At 48.5% G+C, this 18,966-nt stretch carries 20 protein-coding genes; 9 read left to right on the top strand and 11 right to left on the bottom strand.

Features of this window, described 5'->3' with window-relative positions; translation table 11 throughout:
- Positions 1-5 precede the first annotated feature (5 nt).
- Positions 6-770 carry a class I SAM-dependent methyltransferase gene (locus tag TSUB_RS12635; RefSeq protein WP_087019480.1) on the top strand — a complete coding sequence of 255 codons (765 nt, stop codon included), beginning with the start codon at positions 6-8 and terminating at the stop codon, positions 768-770.
- On the opposite strand, the gene rnhA is transcribed toward TSUB_RS12635, so the two are convergent.
- Positions 767-1,234, bottom strand: coding sequence for a ribonuclease HI (rnhA, locus tag TSUB_RS12630; protein ID WP_087019477.1), 468 nt, complete (start codon positions 1,232-1,234; stop codon positions 767-769). The genes TSUB_RS12635 and rnhA overlap by 4 nt on opposite strands.
- 47 nt (positions 1,235-1,281) lie before the next feature.
- Here rnhA and dnaQ point away from each other — a divergent pair, with 47 nt between their 5' ends.
- Both dnaQ and TSUB_RS12620 read left to right on the top strand, forming a co-directional pair.
- Positions 1,282-2,025, top strand: a complete 744-nt coding sequence (dnaQ, locus tag TSUB_RS12625; RefSeq protein ID WP_414718337.1) for a DNA polymerase III subunit epsilon — start codon at positions 1,282-1,284, stop codon at positions 2,023-2,025.
- A gap of 8 nt (positions 2,026-2,033) precedes the next feature.
- The gene (locus TSUB_RS12620) at positions 2,034-3,287 is read left to right on the top strand and encodes a TIGR03503 family protein (RefSeq protein ID WP_087019474.1); all 1,254 of its coding nucleotides are present in this window, start codon (positions 2,034-2,036) and stop codon (positions 3,285-3,287) included.
- Between the two features lie 76 nt (positions 3,288-3,363).
- Here the strand turns inward: TSUB_RS12620 and fadE are convergent, their stop codons facing one another.
- Positions 3,364-5,817 carry an acyl-CoA dehydrogenase FadE gene (gene fadE / locus TSUB_RS12615; protein WP_087019471.1) on the bottom strand — a complete coding sequence of 818 codons (2,454 nt, stop codon included), beginning with the start codon at positions 5,815-5,817 and terminating at the stop codon, positions 3,364-3,366.
- A 336-nt stretch (positions 5,818-6,153) separates the two neighbouring features.
- Between fadE and lpcA the strand changes: the two genes are divergently transcribed.
- Entirely contained in the window at positions 6,154-6,732 is a 579-nt protein-coding gene (gene lpcA, locus TSUB_RS12610; protein ID WP_087019468.1) for a D-sedoheptulose 7-phosphate isomerase, read from the top strand.
- Positions 6,733-6,753: 21 nt separating this feature from the next.
- The gene (locus TSUB_RS12605) at positions 6,754-7,581 is read left to right on the top strand and encodes a class II glutamine amidotransferase (RefSeq protein ID WP_087019466.1); all 828 of its coding nucleotides are present in this window, start codon (positions 6,754-6,756) and stop codon (positions 7,579-7,581) included.
- A gap of 72 nt (positions 7,582-7,653) precedes the next feature.
- On the opposite strand, the gene purN is transcribed toward TSUB_RS12605, so the two are convergent.
- Together purN and purM are read right to left on the bottom strand one after the other, a co-directional pair.
- On the bottom strand, positions 7,654-8,298 hold the full coding sequence (gene purN / locus TSUB_RS12600; RefSeq protein WP_087019463.1) for a phosphoribosylglycinamide formyltransferase: 645 nt from the start codon (positions 8,296-8,298) through the stop codon (positions 7,654-7,656).
- Between the two features lie 3 nt (positions 8,299-8,301).
- A complete protein-coding gene (gene purM, locus TSUB_RS12595; RefSeq protein WP_087019460.1) occupies positions 8,302-9,342 on the bottom strand; it encodes a phosphoribosylformylglycinamidine cyclo-ligase in 1,041 nt (346 codons plus the stop codon).
- A gap of 300 nt (positions 9,343-9,642) precedes the next feature.
- Between purM and upp the strand changes: the two genes are divergently transcribed.
- Positions 9,643-10,269 (top strand): uracil phosphoribosyltransferase, encoded by a 627-nt coding sequence (gene upp, locus TSUB_RS12590; protein WP_087019457.1) that lies wholly within the window; start codon positions 9,643-9,645, stop codon positions 10,267-10,269.
- 81 nt (positions 10,270-10,350) lie between these two features.
- Here the strand turns inward: upp and TSUB_RS12585 are convergent, their stop codons facing one another.
- Positions 10,351-11,574: a uracil-xanthine permease family protein gene (locus tag TSUB_RS12585; protein WP_087019454.1), complete on the bottom strand. Its 1,224-nt coding sequence runs from the start codon at positions 11,572-11,574 to the stop codon at positions 10,351-10,353.
- A 547-nt stretch (positions 11,575-12,121) separates the two neighbouring features.
- Here TSUB_RS12585 and TSUB_RS12580 point away from each other — a divergent pair.
- Positions 12,122-13,207 (top strand): DUF2066 domain-containing protein, encoded by a 1,086-nt coding sequence (locus TSUB_RS12580; protein WP_087019451.1) that lies wholly within the window; start codon positions 12,122-12,124, stop codon positions 13,205-13,207.
- Positions 13,208-13,277: 70 nt separating this feature from the next.
- Here the strand turns inward: TSUB_RS12580 and TSUB_RS12575 are convergent, their stop codons facing one another.
- The 4 genes from TSUB_RS12575 to bepA form a co-directional block, all read right to left on the bottom strand.
- A complete protein-coding gene (locus TSUB_RS12575; protein ID WP_087019447.1) occupies positions 13,278-13,700 on the bottom strand; it encodes a DUF2069 domain-containing protein in 423 nt (140 codons plus the stop codon).
- Positions 13,697-14,266: an NAD(P)H:quinone oxidoreductase gene (wrbA, locus tag TSUB_RS12570; RefSeq protein ID WP_087019444.1), complete on the bottom strand. Its 570-nt coding sequence runs from the start codon at positions 14,264-14,266 to the stop codon at positions 13,697-13,699. Before wrbA ends, TSUB_RS12575 begins: the two co-directional genes overlap by 4 nt.
- Positions 14,266-14,616, bottom strand: coding sequence for an arsenate reductase (glutaredoxin) (arsC, locus tag TSUB_RS12565; protein ID WP_087019441.1), 351 nt, complete (start codon positions 14,614-14,616; stop codon positions 14,266-14,268). The genes wrbA and arsC overlap by 1 nt, the downstream gene beginning before the upstream one ends.
- Before the next feature lie 120 nt (positions 14,617-14,736).
- Entirely contained in the window at positions 14,737-16,182 is a 1,446-nt protein-coding gene (bepA, locus tag TSUB_RS12560) for a beta-barrel assembly-enhancing protease (protein ID WP_087019438.1), read from the bottom strand.
- 209 nt (positions 16,183-16,391) lie between these two features.
- On the opposite strand from bepA, the gene TSUB_RS12555 reads away from it, so the two are divergent.
- Both TSUB_RS12555 and TSUB_RS12550 read left to right on the top strand, forming a co-directional pair.
- The gene (locus TSUB_RS12555; RefSeq protein WP_087019435.1) at positions 16,392-16,619 is read left to right on the top strand and encodes a sulfurtransferase TusA family protein; all 228 of its coding nucleotides are present in this window, start codon (positions 16,392-16,394) and stop codon (positions 16,617-16,619) included.
- Between the two features lie 4 nt (positions 16,620-16,623).
- The gene (locus tag TSUB_RS12550) at positions 16,624-17,697 is read left to right on the top strand and encodes an AI-2E family transporter (protein WP_087019432.1); all 1,074 of its coding nucleotides are present in this window, start codon (positions 16,624-16,626) and stop codon (positions 17,695-17,697) included.
- A gap of 61 nt (positions 17,698-17,758) precedes the next feature.
- Here TSUB_RS12550 and bcp read toward each other — a convergent pair whose 3' ends face one another.
- The gene (gene bcp, locus TSUB_RS12545; RefSeq protein WP_087019429.1) at positions 17,759-18,226 is read right to left on the bottom strand and encodes a thioredoxin-dependent thiol peroxidase; all 468 of its coding nucleotides are present in this window, start codon (positions 18,224-18,226) and stop codon (positions 17,759-17,761) included.
- A gap of 9 nt (positions 18,227-18,235) precedes the next feature.
- On the bottom strand, positions 18,236-18,769 hold the full coding sequence (locus TSUB_RS12540; RefSeq protein ID WP_087019426.1) for a glycine cleavage system transcriptional repressor: 534 nt from the start codon (positions 18,767-18,769) through the stop codon (positions 18,236-18,238).
- Positions 18,770-18,966 lie beyond the last annotated feature (197 nt).

The following is an 18,966-nucleotide window of genomic DNA, read 5'->3' as shown; positions in this document are numbered from 1 at the left end:
ATTATATGAAGCCCGCTCGTATTTCCAAACATATTCAAGCCCCTTCTTCTTGGCAAGCGCTTTCAAACGGCCAGTGGGCGAGTGAGTTGTTGCAAGCACGCTTAGACGAGTGGTGTCCGAAAATTTTTGGCTACCATTTTCTTAAAATTGGCGGTCTAAGTTGCGAGCTCGCGAGCATGCATTGCAATGTACCACACCATATCCATCTCGATATGACGAACCCGCATCGAAATGTGACTGCGACTCCAGAAGCGTTGCCTTTTATAGAAAAATCGATTGATGCGGTTTTGATTGCCAACCAGCTAGAGTACAGCGCCGATCCTCACGGCATGTTGCGTGAAATCGATAGAGTCTTAGTGGATGACGGCTATCTACTTATTGGCGGCTTTAATCCCTTTAGCCTCTATGGCATCACGTCAGTTTTGCCATGGAAGCGGAAGAAATACCCCTGGTGTGGCCGACTATTTACCCCCTATCGCGTAAAAGATTGGTTGGGCGTGCTTAATTACGAGGTGGTTCATCACGAATCTTTCGCGATTTTACCTGCGACTAAGCATGAAGTGTGCTGGGCTTGGGCTGAGAATGCCTTAGTGGATTACTTTTCCTCACTAGGCTGCATGTATTTCATTGTCGCCAGAAAGCGCACAGTACCATTGAAGCCAGTTAAGCCGGGTTGGTTGCTGCGCCGGCGATTAACCACGGCTGGGGCAAATTTGAGCCAGATGGGAAAAGGAGCGCATTCGAAAACGCGCTCTCAGGATAAGCCTTAACGGCTCGGCTCGTAGCCTTCATCTTCTTGTTGTGGTGCTTCAGCTGCAGTGCGAGCGAGTTCATCACAACGTTCATTTTCTGGATGACCAGCATGCCCTTTGACCCAGTGCCAGTTAACCTCATGGTGCTGGCATTGTTCATCGAGTTTTACCCAAAGGTCAGCATTTTTCACCGGCTTTTTATCTGCGGTTTTCCAACCACGTTTTTTCCAGTTATGGATCCACTGCGTAATCCCTTGGCGGACATATTGGCTGTCAGTGGTGAGATCGACAGTGCAAGACTCTTTCAACGTTTTGAGACCAACGATTGCCGCCAGTAATTCCATCCGATTATTGGTGGTGAGATGGAAGCCATCACTGAGCTCTTTGGTATGCCCTTTGTAGCGCATGACGACGCCATATCCGCCCGGCCCCGGGTTACCTAAGCAAGATCCATCGGTGAAAATCTCTACCTGTTTGCGCATATTTGGTAGTATTCAATAATTAACAATGCCAGTAGTGTGACACAGATATGATGTTTGAAGCCAGTAACGAGCGCATTATCGTGCTCGATACCGAGACCACGGGTATGAATATGGAGAGCGGTCCCCATTACCTTGGGCACCGTATCATCGAAATTGGTGCCGTGGAGATCGTGAATCGTAAATTGACTGGAAACAATTTCCACGTCTATATCAAGCCCGATCGCGCCATTGATCTCGAAGCGATAGACGTTCACGGTATCACCGATGAATTTTTAGAAGATAAGCCGGATTATGCCGCCATCCATCAGTCATTTCTTGATTACATCAAGGGTGCTGAGTTAGTTGCGCATAACGCGCCCTTTGACGTCGGCTTTATGGATTATGAGTTTGATAAACTCAAGGCTGGGGTGAAAACGGCCGACCTTTGTCATGTGACCGATACTTTGGCAATGGCGAAGAAGATCTTCCCCGGGAAGCGGAATAATCTTGATGTGTTATGTTCGCGATACGGTATAGATAACTCGCACCGTACCCTTCACGGCGCTTTGCTCGATGCCGAGATCCTCGCCGATGTCTACCTGATGATGACGGGGGGACAGACAAGTTTGGCTTTTTCTGATGGCAGTGGCGATGGAAATAGTGACACAGGTACAGAAAGTGGCATTCGACGTCTCGCCAGTGGCAGAAAAGCGCTAAAGGTCATCAAGGCATCGGCCGATGAAATGGATGCACACGAGTCCAGACTTGATCTGATTGAAAAGAAAGGGAATACCTCCCTCTGGCGACAATAGGAGCAGATATGACGGCACGCTTTATCGGTATTCTTCTCAGTTTCCTGCTCTCTTTGCCCGTTTGGGCAGAGATGGAAATGCAACTGCTAGAAAATCGATTTCGTGTTGACCCCTCTATTGAGCGTATCACCTTCATGATTTACCGCGACGAAGGCAGTACACCCGTCGTGCTGGTGCGTCCTGATGGAACAAAATATTATGCATGGCGGCATCCGTCTTATATCGAATGGTATCAAGAAGACGGTATGGATATTGTCTCGGTTAATGAACCTATGCCGGGGCCGTGGCAAGCGATAGGGCAGGTTTCGCCAGACAACAGTATTAAGTTGATGACGAACCTTATCATGAGCTTAGATCAGTTTCCGCGTCGTCTTTACTATGGTGAAACCTTGAAATTTACCGCGCGGCTAACTGAAGAAGGCGAGCAGGTTCGGAGTCGAGATTTTCTCGATCGGATCAAGCTTCAAGTGATTTTCACCAAAGCCATGGAGAACGTTGAATCTTTGCCAGCGGCTGCTCGCCCGATACCACAAGTGATTGGTGAGTTTGTCGATGATGGCACCATGATGGACGAGCGTGCGGGTGATGGCACCTTCACGGTAACGCTGCCTATTTCGGTCGCGCCAGGAAAGTACAATGTGCGGATCTCCTCAGAAAACGGTGTTTTTATGCGGGCTGAGGATCAACAAGTGTTGGTGTATCCTTCGCCAATCATGGTGAGCTTTATTCAAGGGCGCACCGCCGAAGAGCCGCATAAGATTGCTGTTGAACCAGAACCGGGCACCATTGTGCCAGGCAGTTTGGCCATCCATGTTGAACAAACTTTTCCGGGTGGGCAAATGGAGATCGACCAAGCGCAAGCCATGCAAGATGAAGAGACGCTGGTGGCATCGATTACTAACGGCAAAGAGCCCGGTAGATATGGCTGGCAGGGCTGGTTGTATGCCACAGATGCTTACAACGATCGCGAATTAATTTTTGAGTTGCCAGAGCAGTCTTTCGCTGTACAGGCCGAACTGCAGCTCGATAGGAATCTCGAAGAGTTTCGACGCGTCCAAGAAGAAAAAGAGCGTTTGGAACTGGAAGCGAAAATGGCAGAAGAACGCGCGGCAGCACAGAAGACGACAATGATGATTGTGATAGTCACAAATGTCGTGATCCTGCTATTGGCGATTGTGATAGCCATTATTATTAAGAAACGCCGCACAGCGAAGATGATGGCTGACAGTATGCCTGATCTCGATTCGCCGGAGTCGAGCTAAACGATCAAGCGTGCTGGTGGGAATAGACGAAGAGGCAGCACATAGGCTGCCTCTTTTTGTTGCTCAAGATAGTGGCTTAGGCTGCGTTGATATGATCGCTTTGTTTCCCTTTCACTTGGCTGGCCTCAAGAGCTACAGGGTCAAAATCATCCACATTAATGGTTTGTAAGCGCGCTTGCTCTGCTTTGATCAATACCTCTGCTTCAGTGTCATTGATGGCATTTTTGGCTAGCCCTTGAGCCGCCACTTCATCCAGTCGAACGAAAGGTAGCTTCTTACCGAGTGCAACACAGACGCGATCAAAAATGGGCTCTGCCGCGAGTACGGCGTTGAGTGCGGACTCGATATTGCCTATTGGGTTATTTACTCCAGCGATTAAATACTGGTTGCGACCCAGACGAGAACGTGTCTCAGAAGGGGTTTGCAGTATCCGTGCGACGCGATGATCGGCGATGTCACTCGGCGCACGCTGACGTTGTCCAAGCGGCATGACGATGGCTGCTAAGCCTGTTGCTATCCAGCGATTAGGGAAGTTAGCTAAGAAGGCTGCCATAGCGACTTCGCATTGATAAAGCGCATCTTGGACGGCCCAATCCAATAGGGGGAAGTCATCTGCTTGTCGGCCTTCATCGTCAAAGCGCTTGAGTGCTGCCGTAGCAATATACATTTGGCTAAGCATGTCACCAAGACGAGCAGACAGGCGCTCTTTACGTTTTAAATCGCCACCAAGAACAGCCATCGACACATCGGAGAGTAGCGCAAGGTCAGCACTGTAACGATTGAGCTGTTGATAATAGCGTTTGGTTTTGTCTTTGTAGGGGGATGCGCTGCTGCGACCCAGCGTGAGACCAAGGTAGAGAGCGCGCACGGTATTACTGATAGCAAAACCAAGATGGCCGAATAATGCCGCATCGAAGCGTGTTAAGGCGGCGTGTTGATCGTCAAGATAAGCGGAATGCATCTCTTCGAGTACATAGGGGTGACAGCGGATCGCGCCTTGTCCAAAGATGATCATCGATCGTGTGAGAATGTTTGCACCTTCGACGGTAATGGCGATGGGAGCGGCTTGATAGCCTCGGGCAAGGAAGTTGTTAGGCCCCATGCAAATGCCTTTACCGCCAGCGATATCCATGGCATCGATAATACAACGTTGGCTGCGATGGGTGCAGTGATACTTCACGATGGCGGAGATGACGGAGGGTTTTTGGCCTTGATCGATACCTGATACCGTTAACGTCGTCGCGGCATCCATGGCATAAGCATTCCCTCCAATCCGCGCGAGTGGCTCTTCAATGCCTTCCATTTTACCTATCGGGAGTTTGAATTGACGACGAATCCGCGCATAGGCACCGATAGCGAGAGCGGCCGATTTTGCGCCGCCGGTGGAGTTGGAAGGGAGAGTAATACCACGACCCACCGACAAACATTCGACCAGCATTCGCCAACCTTGACCAGCCATCTTCGGCCCGCCGATGATGAAGTCGAGTGGTACAAAGACTTTTTCGCCTTGTGTTGGACCATTTTGAAAAGGAATGTTGAGCGGAAAATGACGGCGTCCTATTTTCACTCCGTCGAGATCCGTTGGGATCAATGCGCAGGTGATCCCGAGCTCTTCTGTGTCACCGAGTAAATGATCGGGATCGGAGAGTTTAAATGCGAGTCCAAGGACGGTGGCGATCGGCGCAAGTGTGATATAGCGTTTGTTCCATGTGAGTTCCATACCAAGGATCTCTTCACCGTCCCACATGCCACGTTTAACCACACCAAAATCAGGGATCGCGCCAGCATCGGAGCCTGCTTCTGGACTCGTGAGGGCGAAACAAGGCATCTCTTTGCCGACAGCAAGGCGTGGTAAGTAGTGGTTACATTGGGCTTCGGTACCATAGTGTTGTAACAGCTCGCCGGGGCCCAATGAGTTTGGGACACCGACTGTTGATGCCAGTACACTCGAGACGCCAGTGAGTTTTTGTAATACCAGAGATTGTGCATACGCAGAGAACGCCAGCCCGCCGTACTCCTTTTTGATAATCATCGCGAAGAAACGTTGCTCTTTGAGGTATTGCCAAATAGGCTCTGGAAGGTCGGCTAACTCATGGGTAATTTCAAAGTCATTGGCCATTTTACACACTTCATTGACTGGCCCCTCCAGAAACGCTTTCTCTTCAGCAGTCAGCCGCGGCACAGGGACATCGTGAAGTCGTTGCCAATCTGGCTTTCCTGCAAACAGTTCAGCTTCCCACCATACCGTCCCGGCTTCAATGGCAGCTTTTTCTGTTGGGGACATTTCTGGCATCACACCACGAAAGAGTTGCAGTAGCTTATGGCTAACTGGCAAGCGTAAAGAAGGTGTGTTCAAAAAAAGGAATAACGCAGCCGCGGTGAGCCAAGTATATAAACCGACAATGGAGAAAGCGGTGCCAATGAGCAGAGTGATCGCTGTGATGAAAGTAAAGGTCTTCAAACTGGCGCGATGGTACGCGAGAGTACCGAGTACGCCAATCATGAGTAGAGTAAAGCTGAGGGTTGTCATAGTGCTCTCCTTAAGACCTTGGTAAGAGGTCTAACCACTTATTGAGTGTAATGTCATCTTTGATAAGTTGTAAAATAATTGTGAATAAGCTTGTGAGCAGGATCAGTGTTTTTACTCTAATTTTCAGAGAATCAACTGTTTACAGATTGCGCAGTCAAATTTGGCTATTTCGCACTACACTTTGTAATAGATCTATTAAATTCAAACTGTTATGGCGAATGGGTGTTTGGGGGCTGTTCACAACCTCCGGGCGCAAAGGTCGACAGATTTTGTTTTTTGCAGTTAAATGATGGCAAGGCTTAGCTGTAGCGTACAGCACTGACAAAAGAGACTGATATGTATAGCGATTTGATTCGCGGTGAACTAGAAGAAGCCGCACGTGTTTTGAATGAATTCCTAAGTAATGACGACAACATTTCTGATATTCAGCGTGCAGCGGAGATGCTAGCGGCGTCTTTTAAGCAGGGCGGAAAGGTACTATCTTGTGGTAACGGTGGCTCGCATTGCGATGCGATGCATTTTGCCGAAGAGCTGACGGGGCGTTACCGTGAAAATCGTCCTGGTTATCCTGGTATTGCGATTTCAGACCCTAGTCACCTGTCTTGTGTCAGCAATGATTTTGGCTATGACTATGTGTTCTCGCGCTACGTGGAGGCGGTAGGTAGCCAGGGTGATGTGCTACTGGGTATATCGACATCTGGTAACTCAGGCAACATCTTGAATGCTATCGATGCAGCTAAGAAGAAAGGCATGAAAACGATCGCATTGACCGGGAAAGATGGCGGTAAAATGGCAGGTCTCGCGGATGTAGAGATTCGAGTGCCGCATTTCGGCTATGCTGATCGTATTCAAGAAATCCATATTAAGATTATCCATATCCTGATCCAATTGATTGAGAAAGAGATGGAAAAGTAATCAAAGGAGATCACAAGGAATATGTGTGAACTACTTGGCATGAGTGCCAATGTGCCGACTGATATCTGTTTTAGTTTTACCGGTCTGATGCAACGAGGCGGAAAGACCGGCCCTCATTGCGATGGTTGGGGCATCACGTTTTATGATGGTAAAGGGTATCAGAACTTTAAAGATCCTAATCCAAGTTGTGAGTCGCGTATTGCGCAGTTAGTGCAACAGTACCCCATTAAAAGTTGTGCCGTGATCAGCCATATTCGCCAAGCAAACCGTGGCTCGGTGAGTTTAGTCAATACGCATCCCTTTACTCGTGAGCTTTGGGGGCACTACTGGACCTTTGCACACAATGGTCAGTTGAGTAATTATCAGGGATTGGAGACGGGACGTTTTGTGCCGGTTGGCGATACGGACAGCGAGATTGCCTTTTGTTGGTTACTCAACCAATTGGAGCAACGTTTTGCGACCCGCCCTGATGACGACGCACTCTTGTTTAGCTTCATGGCGGAATGTTGCGATCAGTTACGTGAGTTGGGTGTTTACAACATGCTGCTTTCTGATGGCGATGTCGTGGCTAATTACTGTACCAATAACCTACATTGGATCACGCGCCGTGCACCCTTTGGTGAGGCGTCCTTGATCGATGAAGATGTCACCATCGACTTTCAGAAAGAGACCACCCCAAACGATGTGGTCTCCGTCATTGCCACACAGCCATTGACAAACAACGAACAGTGGCATCGTATGCTGGTGGGGGAAATGTGTGTGTTTAAGAAGGGTGAAGTGATTTATCATCGTGAAGGCACGCCTCATCCAGAGCCTCAGCAGGGCAATGAGGCAACATCTTCGCAGTAGCGAAGTGGCTGGAAACACGGCATAAAAAAACGCGACTCATTGAAGTCGCGTTTTTTGTTGCTTAACAAACGATTACTCGTCGCTCGCATAGCCTTGTGAGGGCAGCACTTGCCCATCTAAGATCGCTTGCTCATTGTTCATGACTAAACGCCCAGAGACAAACCAATCAGCAACAAGCGGATAGATGCGATGTTCTTGTTGTTGAACACGCGCTTGTACGTCATCGGCTGTGTCTTCCGGAAACAATGGCACCTTCGCTTGCAAAATGACTGGACCGCCATCAAGCTCTTCAGTGACAAAGTGCACACTTGTGCCATGCTCTTTGTCGCCGGCATCAATCGCACGCTGATGGGTATGTAGGCCCGGATATTTTGGCAGTAACGAAGGGTGGATGTTAATCATCTTGCCGAGATAGCGACGAACAAACTCACCAGATAAGATGCGCATATACCCCGCCAGAATCACTAAGTCTGGCGTGTAAGCATCAATTTTATTGGCAAGCGCATCATCAAAGCTATCGCGGCTGTCGAAGGCTTTCGCATCTAAGCTAATCGCATCCACACCGGCTTGTCGTGCGCGCTCTAAGCCATAGGCACTCTCTTTATTGGAGAATACGGCTACAACTTGGCTGTCTGCAATCTTACCTTGTTCACAGGCATCCAGAATGGCTTGTAAATTCGAGCCACTGCCGGAAATCAGCACAACGATCTTTTTCATGGCTTAGATAATCTCTACTTGCTCTTCGCCTTCGGCTGCATCGGCGATCTTGCCGAGTAGCCAAGCGTTTTCACCTTCTGCTTTCAAGATCTCAATCGCTTGTTCAGCTTGCTCTTGAGGTAGAGCGATAACAAGACCAACACCACAGTTGAAAGTACGGAACATTTCGTAACGCTCAACGTTGCCTTGCTCTTGTAGCCAGTTGAAGATTGCTGGCCATTCCCAGCTGTTGCCATCAACAACGGCTTTGGCACCTTCAGGTAGAACGCGTGGGATGTTTTCCCAGAAACCACCACCTGTGATGTGAGAGATAGCATGTACATCGGTGCTTTCTAGCAGCTTAAGTACTGACTTCACATAAATCTTGGTCGGCTCAAGCAGGTGCTCAGAAAGTGCTTTACCTTCAAGCTCTTCAGAAAGATCAGCTTGAGACACTTCGATGATTTTACGCACAAGCGAGTAGCCATTCGAGTGAGGACCACTTGAACCCAGTGCAATCAGTGCATCGCCCGCTTTCACTTTGGTACCGTCGATCACTTCTGATTTCTCAGCAACACCGACACAGAAACCGGCGACATCATAGTCTTCGCCATGGTACATGCCAGGCATTTCAGCCGTTTCACCACCGATCAGTGCACAACCTGACTGCAGACAACCTTCACCAATACCCGCAACAACAGCCGCTGCCGTATCAACGTCTAGCTTACCTGTCGCGTAGTAGTCCAAGAAGAACAGAGGCTCTGCCCCTTGAACAATCAAATCGTTTACACACATGGCCACAAGGTCGATACCGATTGTGTCATGCTTTTTCAAATCCATTGCCAAGCGTAGCTTTGTACCTACGCCGTCCGTACCTGAAACCAGTACAGGCTCTTTGTATTTTGTTGGTAGCTGGCACAAAGCACCAAAGCCACCGATACCGCCCATCACTTCAGGACGATGGGTGCGCTTTACCACCCCTTTGATACGATCAACCAAAGCATTACCAGCATCGATATCAACACCCGCATCTTTGTAACTAAGAGAAGAATTATTGCTGCTCACAAGGGGACCCTCACCGCATTGAAGATAAAAAAGCGGGGCTATTCTAACAGCAGACGTCACCTAAAGGAAAACGTTTGCGTAAAAATATTTTTTCTAGTTATTGTCACGCTAAATTGGCGTGCTGAGATGTGATGAGTACGTGCTGCAACAGAAGATAATGATGAAGTGCATGAAAATGGTGTGATTAACTATACGAAAATAGGCAGTTAGTGGGTGCGGATAGCTGCCATATTCGTGGGTCTGAGGTATAATTTCCCCATATTTATCAGTTCGAAGAATAACTAATTAGGACAGCATTCTATGAAAATCGTTGAGGTCAAGCACCCGCTGGTTAAGCATAAAATTGGATTGATGCGTGAAGGTGATATCAGCACCAAGCGTTTCCGTGAGTTGGCAACCGAAGTGGGTAGCCTATTGACCTATGAAGCAACGGCGGACTTTGAGACTGAGAAAGTGACCATTGAAGGGTGGAATGGCCCCGTTGAGATCGATCAAATCAAAGGCAAGAAGGTCACCGTTGTGCCTATCTTACGTGCTGGTCTTGGTATGATGGACGGCGTACTGGAGCATATTCCTAGCGCGCGAATCAGCGTGGTTGGTATCTATCGTGATGAAGAAACCCTTGAGCCGGTGCCTTACTTCAACAAGCTGGCTTCTAACATTGATGAGCGAATGGCATTGGTTGTCGATCCGATGTTAGCAACGGGTGGTTCAATGATTGCCACGATTGACTTGCTGAAAGAGAAAGGCTGTAAAGCGATTAAAGTGCTGGTGCTTGTCGCGGCACCTGAAGGCATCGATGCGTTGGAAAAAGCGCACCCAGATGTTGAGCTATATACTGCCGCTATCGATGAGAAGTTGAACGACAAAGGTTATATCGTGCCGGGCTTAGGTGACGCTGGCGATAAGATCTTTGGTACTAAGTAAGCACTGAGTCATCTTCGAGAAAAGGGCGTAACCGCTGGGTTACGCCCTTTTTTGTTGTTTAACCGATGTGCGATGACTCTGTTAGCTATGTTTGGATGTGTCACCCAAGTCTTTTGGGAGCACGAGGTTTAGAAGGATAGCGACAATACCACAAAGGCTAACGCCTTCTAGGCTATGCTCACCAATGCCTAATGCCATGCCACCAATACCAAAAACAAGTGTAATCGCGACGATGACAAGGTTTCGAGGTGCGTTCAAATCTACTTGGTTTTTGATCAGTGTATTCAAACCCACCGTGGCAATGGATCCGAACAGCAAAATCATGATGCCGCCCATCACAGGGACTGGAATTGTTTGCAATAGCGCACCAAGCTTACCGACAAATGCGAGTGTAATGGCAGTAATGGCAGTGTAGGTCATGATCACCGGGTTAAATGCTTTGGTCAGCATGACAGCGCCTGTGACTTCACTGTAAGTGGTGTTTGGTGGAGCACCAACCATAGAGGCAGCAATGGTTGCTACGCCATCACCTGCGATGGTGCGATGCAGGCCAGGCTTCTTGATATAGTCCTTTCCGGTCACATTCGATATCGCGAGCATATCGCCGACGTGTTCGACGGCAGGTGCAATTGCTACCGGGATCATAAATAGCACAGCGCTGAGATTGAACTCAGGCAAGGTAAAGGCTGGCATGGCTAGCCAAGCGGCTTGCTGCACGGGCGTGAAATCAACCACACCAAAAAACAGACTCATGCTGTAGCCAACAATGATGCCGGCCATGATAGGGATCAGTTTAAAGAACCCTTTTGCAAAGACGCTGACGGCAATTGTGGTCAGCAATGAAGCGGCAGCAATGAACATCGCGATACTGCCATCAATAAGTTGCACCGCACCATCTCCGGTCTTGCCAAGGGCCATGTTGACGGCGACAGGGGCTAGCCCTAAACCGATCACCATGATCACTGGGCCAACCACAACAGGGGGAAGTAATCGATGAATGATGGCAACACCGCGTACTTTGATGAGACCGCCGAGGCAGATATAAACCAAGCCTGCAGCCATCAGTCCGCCCATGGTGGCAGGGATCCCCCAGTTTTGAACACCAACAATGATAGGGGCGATAAAGGCAAAAGAAGAAGCGAGAAAGATGGGGACTTGGCGTTTGGTAATGAGTTGGAAGAGAAGGGTACCGGCACCTGCGCCGAAAAGAGCAACATTGGGGTCTAGGCCGGTCAGCAACGGCACTAAGACCAGAGCACCAAATGCAACAAATAGCATTTGCGCTCCTTGGAGTATATGCAACATAATTAGCCTCGCAAAAAAACAAAATCGGCAGATCTTATCACTTGCCCTGCTTACTGCCTACCACTGTTATATTTGTCAGTTATAAATCCTGTTATTTTCACACGATTTTCGGTGCAAAATGTGCGGAAAATGGCACTTTAGTCCTTTGGTGTGTTCTAACCGAAAGGACAGAAAAAAATGCCTTACCAGACTACGACGGCAGTTAAGGTTGCCTTCACTGTCTAGTTGTCCAGATATCGATTTCGAATCAACAATTTGTGTTGGGTTAGGGTATTATTAATTTGGTCAATTAAATGAGCCATTAGTGATAATCTAGAAAAGCGTTATCAGTATGCTTGAAATTGACCTGACATAAGGCAGGTAGAGTGACACCTTGATGCATAATGCAATTTATCAGTGCTGAAACGGTATTAGGGCAAGGCTGTCGGTTTTGCCAAACAGAAAAGCAGTAATTTAGTGATTTGTGAATCTTTTTTGTCTTAAAACATTGCTGCCCTAAAGGGTGGACAGTAAGATCATCATAGAGTGATAGTTTAACGAGTGAAGTATGTTTAGAGTGATTTCAATGGCCCTCGGCTTGTTTTTCGCAGCTTGTAGCGTAAACGCAGCAACGGTGGCCAACCTGTATCATGTGCAGGTACCGCTGGCCGACAGTGATCGTGGCAGCGAGCAAGCAGCTAGGGAAGCCGCCTTCGAACAAGTGTTGATTAAGCTGACCGGCGATGAAGCCATTCTGGATAATGAAGCGTTGAAAAAAGCCCAGTCAAGTTCAAGCCAATATGTCCGGCAGCTTAGCTATGGCCAACTGGATGGGGCGAGAAGCTTGAATGTGGTGTTTGAACCCGCGCAAATGCAAGCGTTATTGACTCAAGCGCAAGCCTCATTCTGGCCTCAGGAGCGTCCATTGATGCTGGTCTGGATGGTGGAAGAAGACAATGGTCGTCGCCAAGTTGTTTGGGATCAATCAACAAATCCAGCCATAGGAAAAATTAAGCGCGCTGCAGATAGTCGCGGTGTTCCTATGTTGATGCCTGTGGGTGACTTTGATGACCAAACTGCCGTGACTGTGCCCGATATTTGGGGCGGCTTCGCGCAACCTGTTGGTGTGGCTTCTGAACGCTATGCAGCAGAATCTGTGCTTATGGTGAAAAGCCGAACACGCACGGGTGAGAAAGCGTTGGAATGGAGCCTGTATCCTGTCAATGCGAAAGTGATGCAAGGCCCAAGACCAGAAGTGGTACGTGGACAAGCATTTGGTGATGATGCCTATGATCGGATGATGGCGGATATTGCTGCCTTTTATGCTAACCGTTATGCGGTACCTTTGGGTGTGAAAGGCGAAGAAGGTCTGCAAATCACGGTCACCAATATTGATCGCTTTGAAGAGTTGGTCGCCATCGAACGTGCGTTAACTGCATTGCCGAGCGTGGCATCAGCAAGCATGGTGCAGTTTACTGGGAATCAAGCTAACTTTGCGATCAACTTATTGGGTGATGAGGCGACATTTGAACGTGAGTGGGTAGGGCATAGTCAGGTTGAGAAGGCCTTTACACCCGCGCCACCGGTCATTGATGTCAGTGGGGCTGAAACAACCCAACCAACCCCTCTTCGTCCCGTTTATGCATGGCAGTAAGACTGGATTGATGGAAAGCCTTAAAGAGATTAAAACCGCTGTTTACAGCGGTTTTGTTACATCTGAACGCTTATTTTGATTCGTGCTGAAAACGGGCTTTTTCTGCTTTCTCTACTTCAGAGAGTTTAGGCAGCCTGCTGCCGAGCTCTTTGCCTTTAGCTCTAGCGAAATAGGTGTTAGAGACAAAACTGCTGCTGACTAAAATGAGTTCAATGACAGCAAGCCATCTCTCCCCTTCATCAATCCAAAGAATCGTAAAGGCATGCATAAAATAGAGCATCAACACAAAGTTAGCCCAAGCATGCGTATAGGGCTTACCTTGCAAGATACCTTTCAAGGGAAAGAGGAGTGGCGGTACCCAAAGCGCGAGCAAAAAGTATCGTGATAGTTGCTCGTGAGGTGATAGCCATCCATGCCATGAAATGACCCAAGCGAATAAGCTGAGATAGCTAACGAGGGCGAGCTTTCGCCATGTTGTAGAGACAAATTTCATAACAGTTTTACCGCGGTTTGCGCCAACCTTTTCCCCATACATTGAGCCAGTTGGATCTCTTCCTTCGTCAACCCATGACTGAGGTGAACCACATGACTTGGGCCATAAGGTGTGCCCCCTGAACGTGTTTCGTGCAACGTTGGCTCAGAATATGGCAGCCCTAATACCATCATGCCGTGGTGAAGGAGTGGCAACATCATGGATTGTAATGTCGTCTCTTGGCCACCGTGTAGCGAGGTAGAGCTGGTGAAAACGCACGCGGGCTTTCCCTCTAAGCTGCCGGACAACCACATTTTACTGGTGCTATCGATGAAATGCTTGAGTGGAGCAGCCATGTTGCCAAAACGCACAGGACTACCCATGGCGAGTCCAGCACATTGTTGTAGGTCAGCTTCGCTTACCAACGGGTCTTGACTGCTTATACGCGTTTCCTCTGAGGTAATCTCAGCAACAGTACGTAGTTTTGCTTCACAGCCGGGGACTTTTTCAATGCCTCGCGCGATCTGCCTAGCCAGAGCGCGAGTAGACCCGTGTCGGCTGTAATAGAGCACCAAAAGAGTTGCCATTAGAGGATATCCAACACCTGCTCGGGTGGACGACCCAATGCGGCCTTATCGCCGTTGACGACAATAGGTCGCTCGATTAGCTTTGGATTATCAACCATGGCTTGGATGAGCGTTTCTTCACTCACACTGGCGTCTCCTAGGTTTAACTCTTTATAGAGGGCTTCTTTGGTACGCATTAACTGACGCGGATGATCAAAGTTAAGTTGCTTGAGCAAGGTGACAATTTGCGCGGCATTAGGTGTGTCATCTAAGTATTTCACCACGGTTGGCTCAATGCCTTTTTCTGTTAATAAAGCCAAGGTTTCGCGGCTCTTCGAGCAGCGTGGATTGTGATAAATGGTAATTGACATAGTGCTTTCCGGTGTTGTTAGAAATATGTTGTGATTGTATGTGTTTTCAGAAGAGGAAACAAAAAAGAGGACAGAAAATCTGTCCTCTATCATGTTGTTAGCGCGGTATAGGTTTGGGTATTACAAGGCTTCGAATCGTTGTCTCGCGATACGGAGTTGATCAATGCGCGCATCATAAATTGACTGCTGCATCGAGCCTGTTTCAACGATGCGGCTGGCCTGAATATAGTCGGATATTGCCTGATCCCAACGACCTCTTAGCGCAAATTGCTCTGCACGCGTTGCCAGTTCACCAGCACGATCCCCTGTTTTCGCATAGGCTTCATTGAGCATGGCCCAGCCGTTAAGATCGGTTGGATAGTCAAAGGTATAGCGACTAAGTAGTGGGACGGACTCTTCGTACCTTCCCGCTTCGTGCAAGACATAGACTTGGTTGATACGCAGTACCGCATTCCCCGGAGATCGAGTAAGGGCGGTCTCTAATCTTGCCAACGCCTCGTCGTAATGCTGCTGTTTGACATCTAAATCGGTCGCCGCATCAATGTAGTACCGGTTGTAGGGCTCTGCTTTGAGTAGCGGATCGAGTAACGACTTGGCTTTGTCATAGCGGTTGTTGTCGATATGGACCAAGGCTTGGCCGTAGTGTAGTGCGTTTTTACGTTCAGCCTTGTTGCGTCGTAGCTGTCGCTCAAACCAATCCAGTGCGGCGTCGCCCTCAATGCCTGCATGACGTGCGACGATACGTGAACGTGCATGATAATAGCGTGTGCCGTCTGGGTCATTCACACGGCCGAATTGCGCAGCGCGCTCGCGACTTTCAGTTAAGCGCTCTTCTGGTAATGGGTGGGTCAGTAACATCGCGGGAGGCTTACTGGCATAGCGGTACTGCTCGGCCATACGACCAAAGAAGCGTGGCATGGCTTGTGGGTCAAAGCCGGATTTCGCTAATGTCGACATGCCGATGCGATCTGCCTCGCGCTCATTACTGCGGGTATAGTTGATTTGGCCTTGCATTGAGGCCGCAGTGGTAGCGTGTAATGCCGCTATTCCGGCCTCGGGTGCGGCTATTGCTAACATCAGTGAGCCAATCATGGCAGCCATGGTCGCGGGTGATCGCTTTGCTTGCTCTTCCATACTCCGCGCAAGGTGACGTTGGGTGACGTGAGCAATTTCGTGTGCTAGAACAGAGGCGAGTTCACTTTCGGTATTGGCATGAAGAAAGAGCCCTGAGTGAACACCAATGTGTCCGCCGAAAAAAGCAAAGGCATTAATATCGCTGTTCTGAATCAGAAAAAACTTAAACGGTGTACGGACATCGCTGGCATTTGCGACCAGCTTACTGCCCAAGTTGGTGAGATACTCGTTTAGCAAAGGGTCAGCAATGATGGGCTGACTGGCGCGCATCATGCGCATGTAGGCATCGCCGTACTCGATCTCTTTATCGATAGTCAATGTCGACGCTGCCGCGGTGCCCATATCTGGCAGCGAGGAGATATTTGCTGCCGCAGGCGTGATACTCAGGCAGGAAATCAGAAAATAGGTCGACAATTTAGAAAATTTAAACATGACGGGCGAAACGACCTCGGTTATTCTCTTAAGTCTGTATAAGACACCAAAACCTCGTAGAGGTTTACTAAGGCTTATCAGCGCGTGTTATCTCTTTCAATGTCATCAACGCTTTTCTGTCCTGAGTTCAGGGAACGTTCAGTTATTAGCGCGGTTTAGGCTGCTATGTTGATGAGGCTCAAAAGTATAATAGCGATTGATAAAAGCGTATGACAATACAAATCCTTGATTTGAAGAATGAACGTTGCCCTATGGCACTGTTACTCGCGAAGCGAGCGGCGTGTCAGTTGTCAGTGCATCAACGACTCGACATTCATTTGACTGACACGGCAAGCCTTCAGGATATTACCCGTTATTTAACCCAGCATCACTATTCAGTATCAATGGAATGTGAATCTGAGTCGGTTATGCGTCTCAGAGTGATAAGAGAAGAATAAACCCATGTTTGAAATGTTGAACAGTTGGTACAAACGCCGCTTTTCTGATCCCCATGCGACCGCACTTCTCGTATTGCTGGTGGTCGGTTTTCTTACCATTTACTTCTTTGGGCATTTGATTGCACCCGTGCTCGCCGCCATTGTGTTGGCGTATCTACTCGAGTGGCCAGTGATGCGCATGACCAAACTGGGTGTACCGCGCACGATGTCCGTGGTGGTGGTGATCGTGCTGTTTATGGGTGTGATGCTATTGGCGCTCTTTGGTTTACTTCCGACGGTTTGGCGTCAGGTCATCAATCTAGTCGCGGATATTCCGAACATGTTTAATAGCTTCCAAGGGTTCGTGCTGAGTTTACCTGAGCGTTACCCTGAGCTAGTTGATGAGGCGCAAGTGGTCACTGTGATGGATACGCTGCGCTCTAAAATGCTTGGCGTGGGCGAAACGGTACTCAAAGGCTCTGTCGCTTCTTTAGTGAGTATAGCAACCTTGGCCGTCTATCTGATTTTGGTGCCCCTCTTAGTCTTTTTCCTGCTGAAAGACAAAGATGAAATGCTCTCTATGCTGAGCTCTATTCTGCCCAAGAATCGCCGTTTGACGAACAAAGTGGGTGACGAGATGAACCTACAGATCTCAAATTACATTCGCGGTAAAGTTACTGAAATCATGATTGTGGGTGGGGTGTCTTATGTCACCTTCTTGGTGCTTGGTCTGCAATATGCGGTGCTATTAAGTGTCTTGGCGGGTTTTTCAGTATTGATTCCCTACATTGGCGCTGCCGTGGTAACGATTCCTATTGTGATGGTGGCACTCTTTCAATGGGGTGTTGGGCCTGAAGTCTGGTGGGTCTTGGTTGCCTATGGTGTTATCCAAGCGCTCGACGGCAATGTCTTAGTACCTATCCTTTTTTCAGAAGCGGTCAATTTGCACCCTGTGGCAATCATTATTGCGGTGCTCGTCTTTGGTGGTCTGTGGGGTTTTTGGGGGGTCTTCTTTGCCATCCCGCTCGCGACATTAGTTAAAGCCGTATGGCGCGCTTTTCCATCCCCCGATGAGGATGCTGAACTGACGGCTAAGTAATGCGGCATTAAAAAGGCAGCTTGCGCTGCCTTTTTTGATCGTGAGAGGGGGTGCTCAAAGCTTACTCGCCATTGAGATAGCGGAGTACGACTTCGTGGTGATCTTTGGTTTTGAACTTATCAAATACTTTTTCAACCACGCCTTCTTCGTTGATCAGGAAACTAATGCGATGTAAGCCATCGTAGACTTTCCCCATGAATTTTTTCTCGCCCCAGACGCCGAATTGGTCGGCAACTGCGTGATCTTCGTCTGATAGCAACGTGAAGTTGAGGTTATCGCGCTCGATAAACTTAGGGAGACGCTTTACCGCATCAATGCTCACCCCTAAGATCTCAACATTGTGACCTTCAAACTCGGCCTTGCTGTCGCGGAGTGCACATGCTTGGGTAGTGCAACCCGGCGTCATTGCCTTTGGGTAGAAATAGACTAAGACTTTTTTGCCCGCAAAATCGCTCAGTGTGACCGTTTCGCCATCTTGATTTAGCAGTGAAAAGTTGGGCGCAGCATTACCTGCAGCAAGGTATTCCATGATGTCTTCCTATAAATTATTTTGATTGAAGGTGACGGTTCCTGTGGCGTTGAGCTCAGTGCACAGGTTTTCAAATTCTTCTTGTATTTGAATAATGTGGCACCCTTCAGGTAAGCGACTGCTAATGTAAATAACTAATTGCTTAGTACCATCTTTATTCATGTGTGTGTTGGCGCTTAGCGCGGTGAGATCGATACTCCGCTCAGCCATAAAATGTGTGAACCGGACAATGAGTCCAGGTCCATCACCCAGCGCAATATTGAAGTCAGCGGTATATTCTCCTACAGCAACGTGCTGCGGCGTTGTACGTTTGATCAAGGTGATAAGATCACGCTGTTGCGCCATTGGAGGTAATCGCATTTCCACTTGAGTGATCGCGGGTAAACTGCCAGAGATGAGCATGATCATGGTGAACTCACTTCCGAATCCGCCTATCCGACTATCGACGATGTTACACTCGCATTCACTGATCAGTTGAATGACTTCATCGCATATACCGGGACGATCCTTTCCCATTGCGGTTAGCACGATATGGTGTTCCATAGTTCGCCTTTATATGGTTGTTTAAGTCGCAATCGTCTGTTAAGCAGACGTGAGGGTGCTACCTATAAGAGTACTGAAAAAGTGTAGTAAGACAAATGGATATTGCGGAAATAAGCGGAGAGATCGATTACCTGAGTAGGGAATATCCAATAGTATCAAACCAGCAAAACCGTTCGCTTGGCAAAGTAACATCACGT

Origin of the sequence: Thaumasiovibrio subtropicus, assembly GCF_019703835.1 — a bacterium.
Taxonomy (GTDB): Bacteria; Pseudomonadota; Gammaproteobacteria; order Enterobacterales; family Vibrionaceae; genus Thaumasiovibrio; species Thaumasiovibrio subtropicus.
This window is presented reverse-complemented; position numbering and strand designations above follow the sequence as displayed.

What these genes read in the sequence shown, in the direction of transcription:
- TSUB_RS12635 (WP_087019480.1), top strand. Translation starts at nt 6, where the DNA reads ATGAAGCCCGCTCGTATTTCCAAACATATTCAAGCCCCTTCTTCTTGG.
- rnhA (WP_087019477.1), bottom strand. Translation starts at nt 1,234, where the DNA reads ATGCGCAAACAGGTAGAGATTTTCACCGATGGATCTTGCTTAGGTAAC.
- dnaQ (WP_414718337.1), top strand. Translation starts at nt 1,282, where the DNA reads ATGATGTTTGAAGCCAGTAACGAGCGCATTATCGTGCTCGATACCGAG.
- TSUB_RS12620 (WP_087019474.1), top strand. Translation starts at nt 2,034, where the DNA reads ATGACGGCACGCTTTATCGGTATTCTTCTCAGTTTCCTGCTCTCTTTG.
- fadE (WP_087019471.1), bottom strand. Translation starts at nt 5,817, where the DNA reads ATGACAACCCTCAGCTTTACTCTACTCATGATTGGCGTACTCGGTACT.
- lpcA (WP_087019468.1), top strand. Translation starts at nt 6,154, where the DNA reads ATGTATAGCGATTTGATTCGCGGTGAACTAGAAGAAGCCGCACGTGTT.
- TSUB_RS12605 (WP_087019466.1), top strand. Translation starts at nt 6,754, where the DNA reads ATGTGTGAACTACTTGGCATGAGTGCCAATGTGCCGACTGATATCTGT.
- purN (WP_087019463.1), bottom strand. Translation starts at nt 8,298, where the DNA reads ATGAAAAAGATCGTTGTGCTGATTTCCGGCAGTGGCTCGAATTTACAA.
- upp (WP_087019457.1), top strand. Translation starts at nt 9,643, where the DNA reads ATGAAAATCGTTGAGGTCAAGCACCCGCTGGTTAAGCATAAAATTGGA.
- TSUB_RS12585 (WP_087019454.1), bottom strand. Translation starts at nt 11,574, where the DNA reads ATGTTGCATATACTCCAAGGAGCGCAAATGCTATTTGTTGCATTTGGT.
- TSUB_RS12580 (WP_087019451.1), top strand. Translation starts at nt 12,122, where the DNA reads ATGTTTAGAGTGATTTCAATGGCCCTCGGCTTGTTTTTCGCAGCTTGT.
- TSUB_RS12575 (WP_087019447.1), bottom strand. Translation starts at nt 13,700, where the DNA reads ATGAAATTTGTCTCTACAACATGGCGAAAGCTCGCCCTCGTTAGCTAT.
- wrbA (WP_087019444.1), bottom strand. Translation starts at nt 14,266, where the DNA reads ATGGCAACTCTTTTGGTGCTCTATTACAGCCGACACGGGTCTACTCGC.
- arsC (WP_087019441.1), bottom strand. Translation starts at nt 14,616, where the DNA reads ATGTCAATTACCATTTATCACAATCCACGCTGCTCGAAGAGCCGCGAA.
- bepA (WP_087019438.1), bottom strand. Translation starts at nt 16,182, where the DNA reads ATGTTTAAATTTTCTAAATTGTCGACCTATTTTCTGATTTCCTGCCTG.
- TSUB_RS12555 (WP_087019435.1), top strand. Translation starts at nt 16,392, where the DNA reads ATGACAATACAAATCCTTGATTTGAAGAATGAACGTTGCCCTATGGCA.
- TSUB_RS12550 (WP_087019432.1), top strand. Translation starts at nt 16,624, where the DNA reads ATGTTTGAAATGTTGAACAGTTGGTACAAACGCCGCTTTTCTGATCCC.
- bcp (WP_087019429.1), bottom strand. Translation starts at nt 18,226, where the DNA reads ATGGAATACCTTGCTGCAGGTAATGCTGCGCCCAACTTTTCACTGCTA.
- TSUB_RS12540 (WP_087019426.1), bottom strand. Translation starts at nt 18,769, where the DNA reads ATGGAACACCATATCGTGCTAACCGCAATGGGAAAGGATCGTCCCGGT.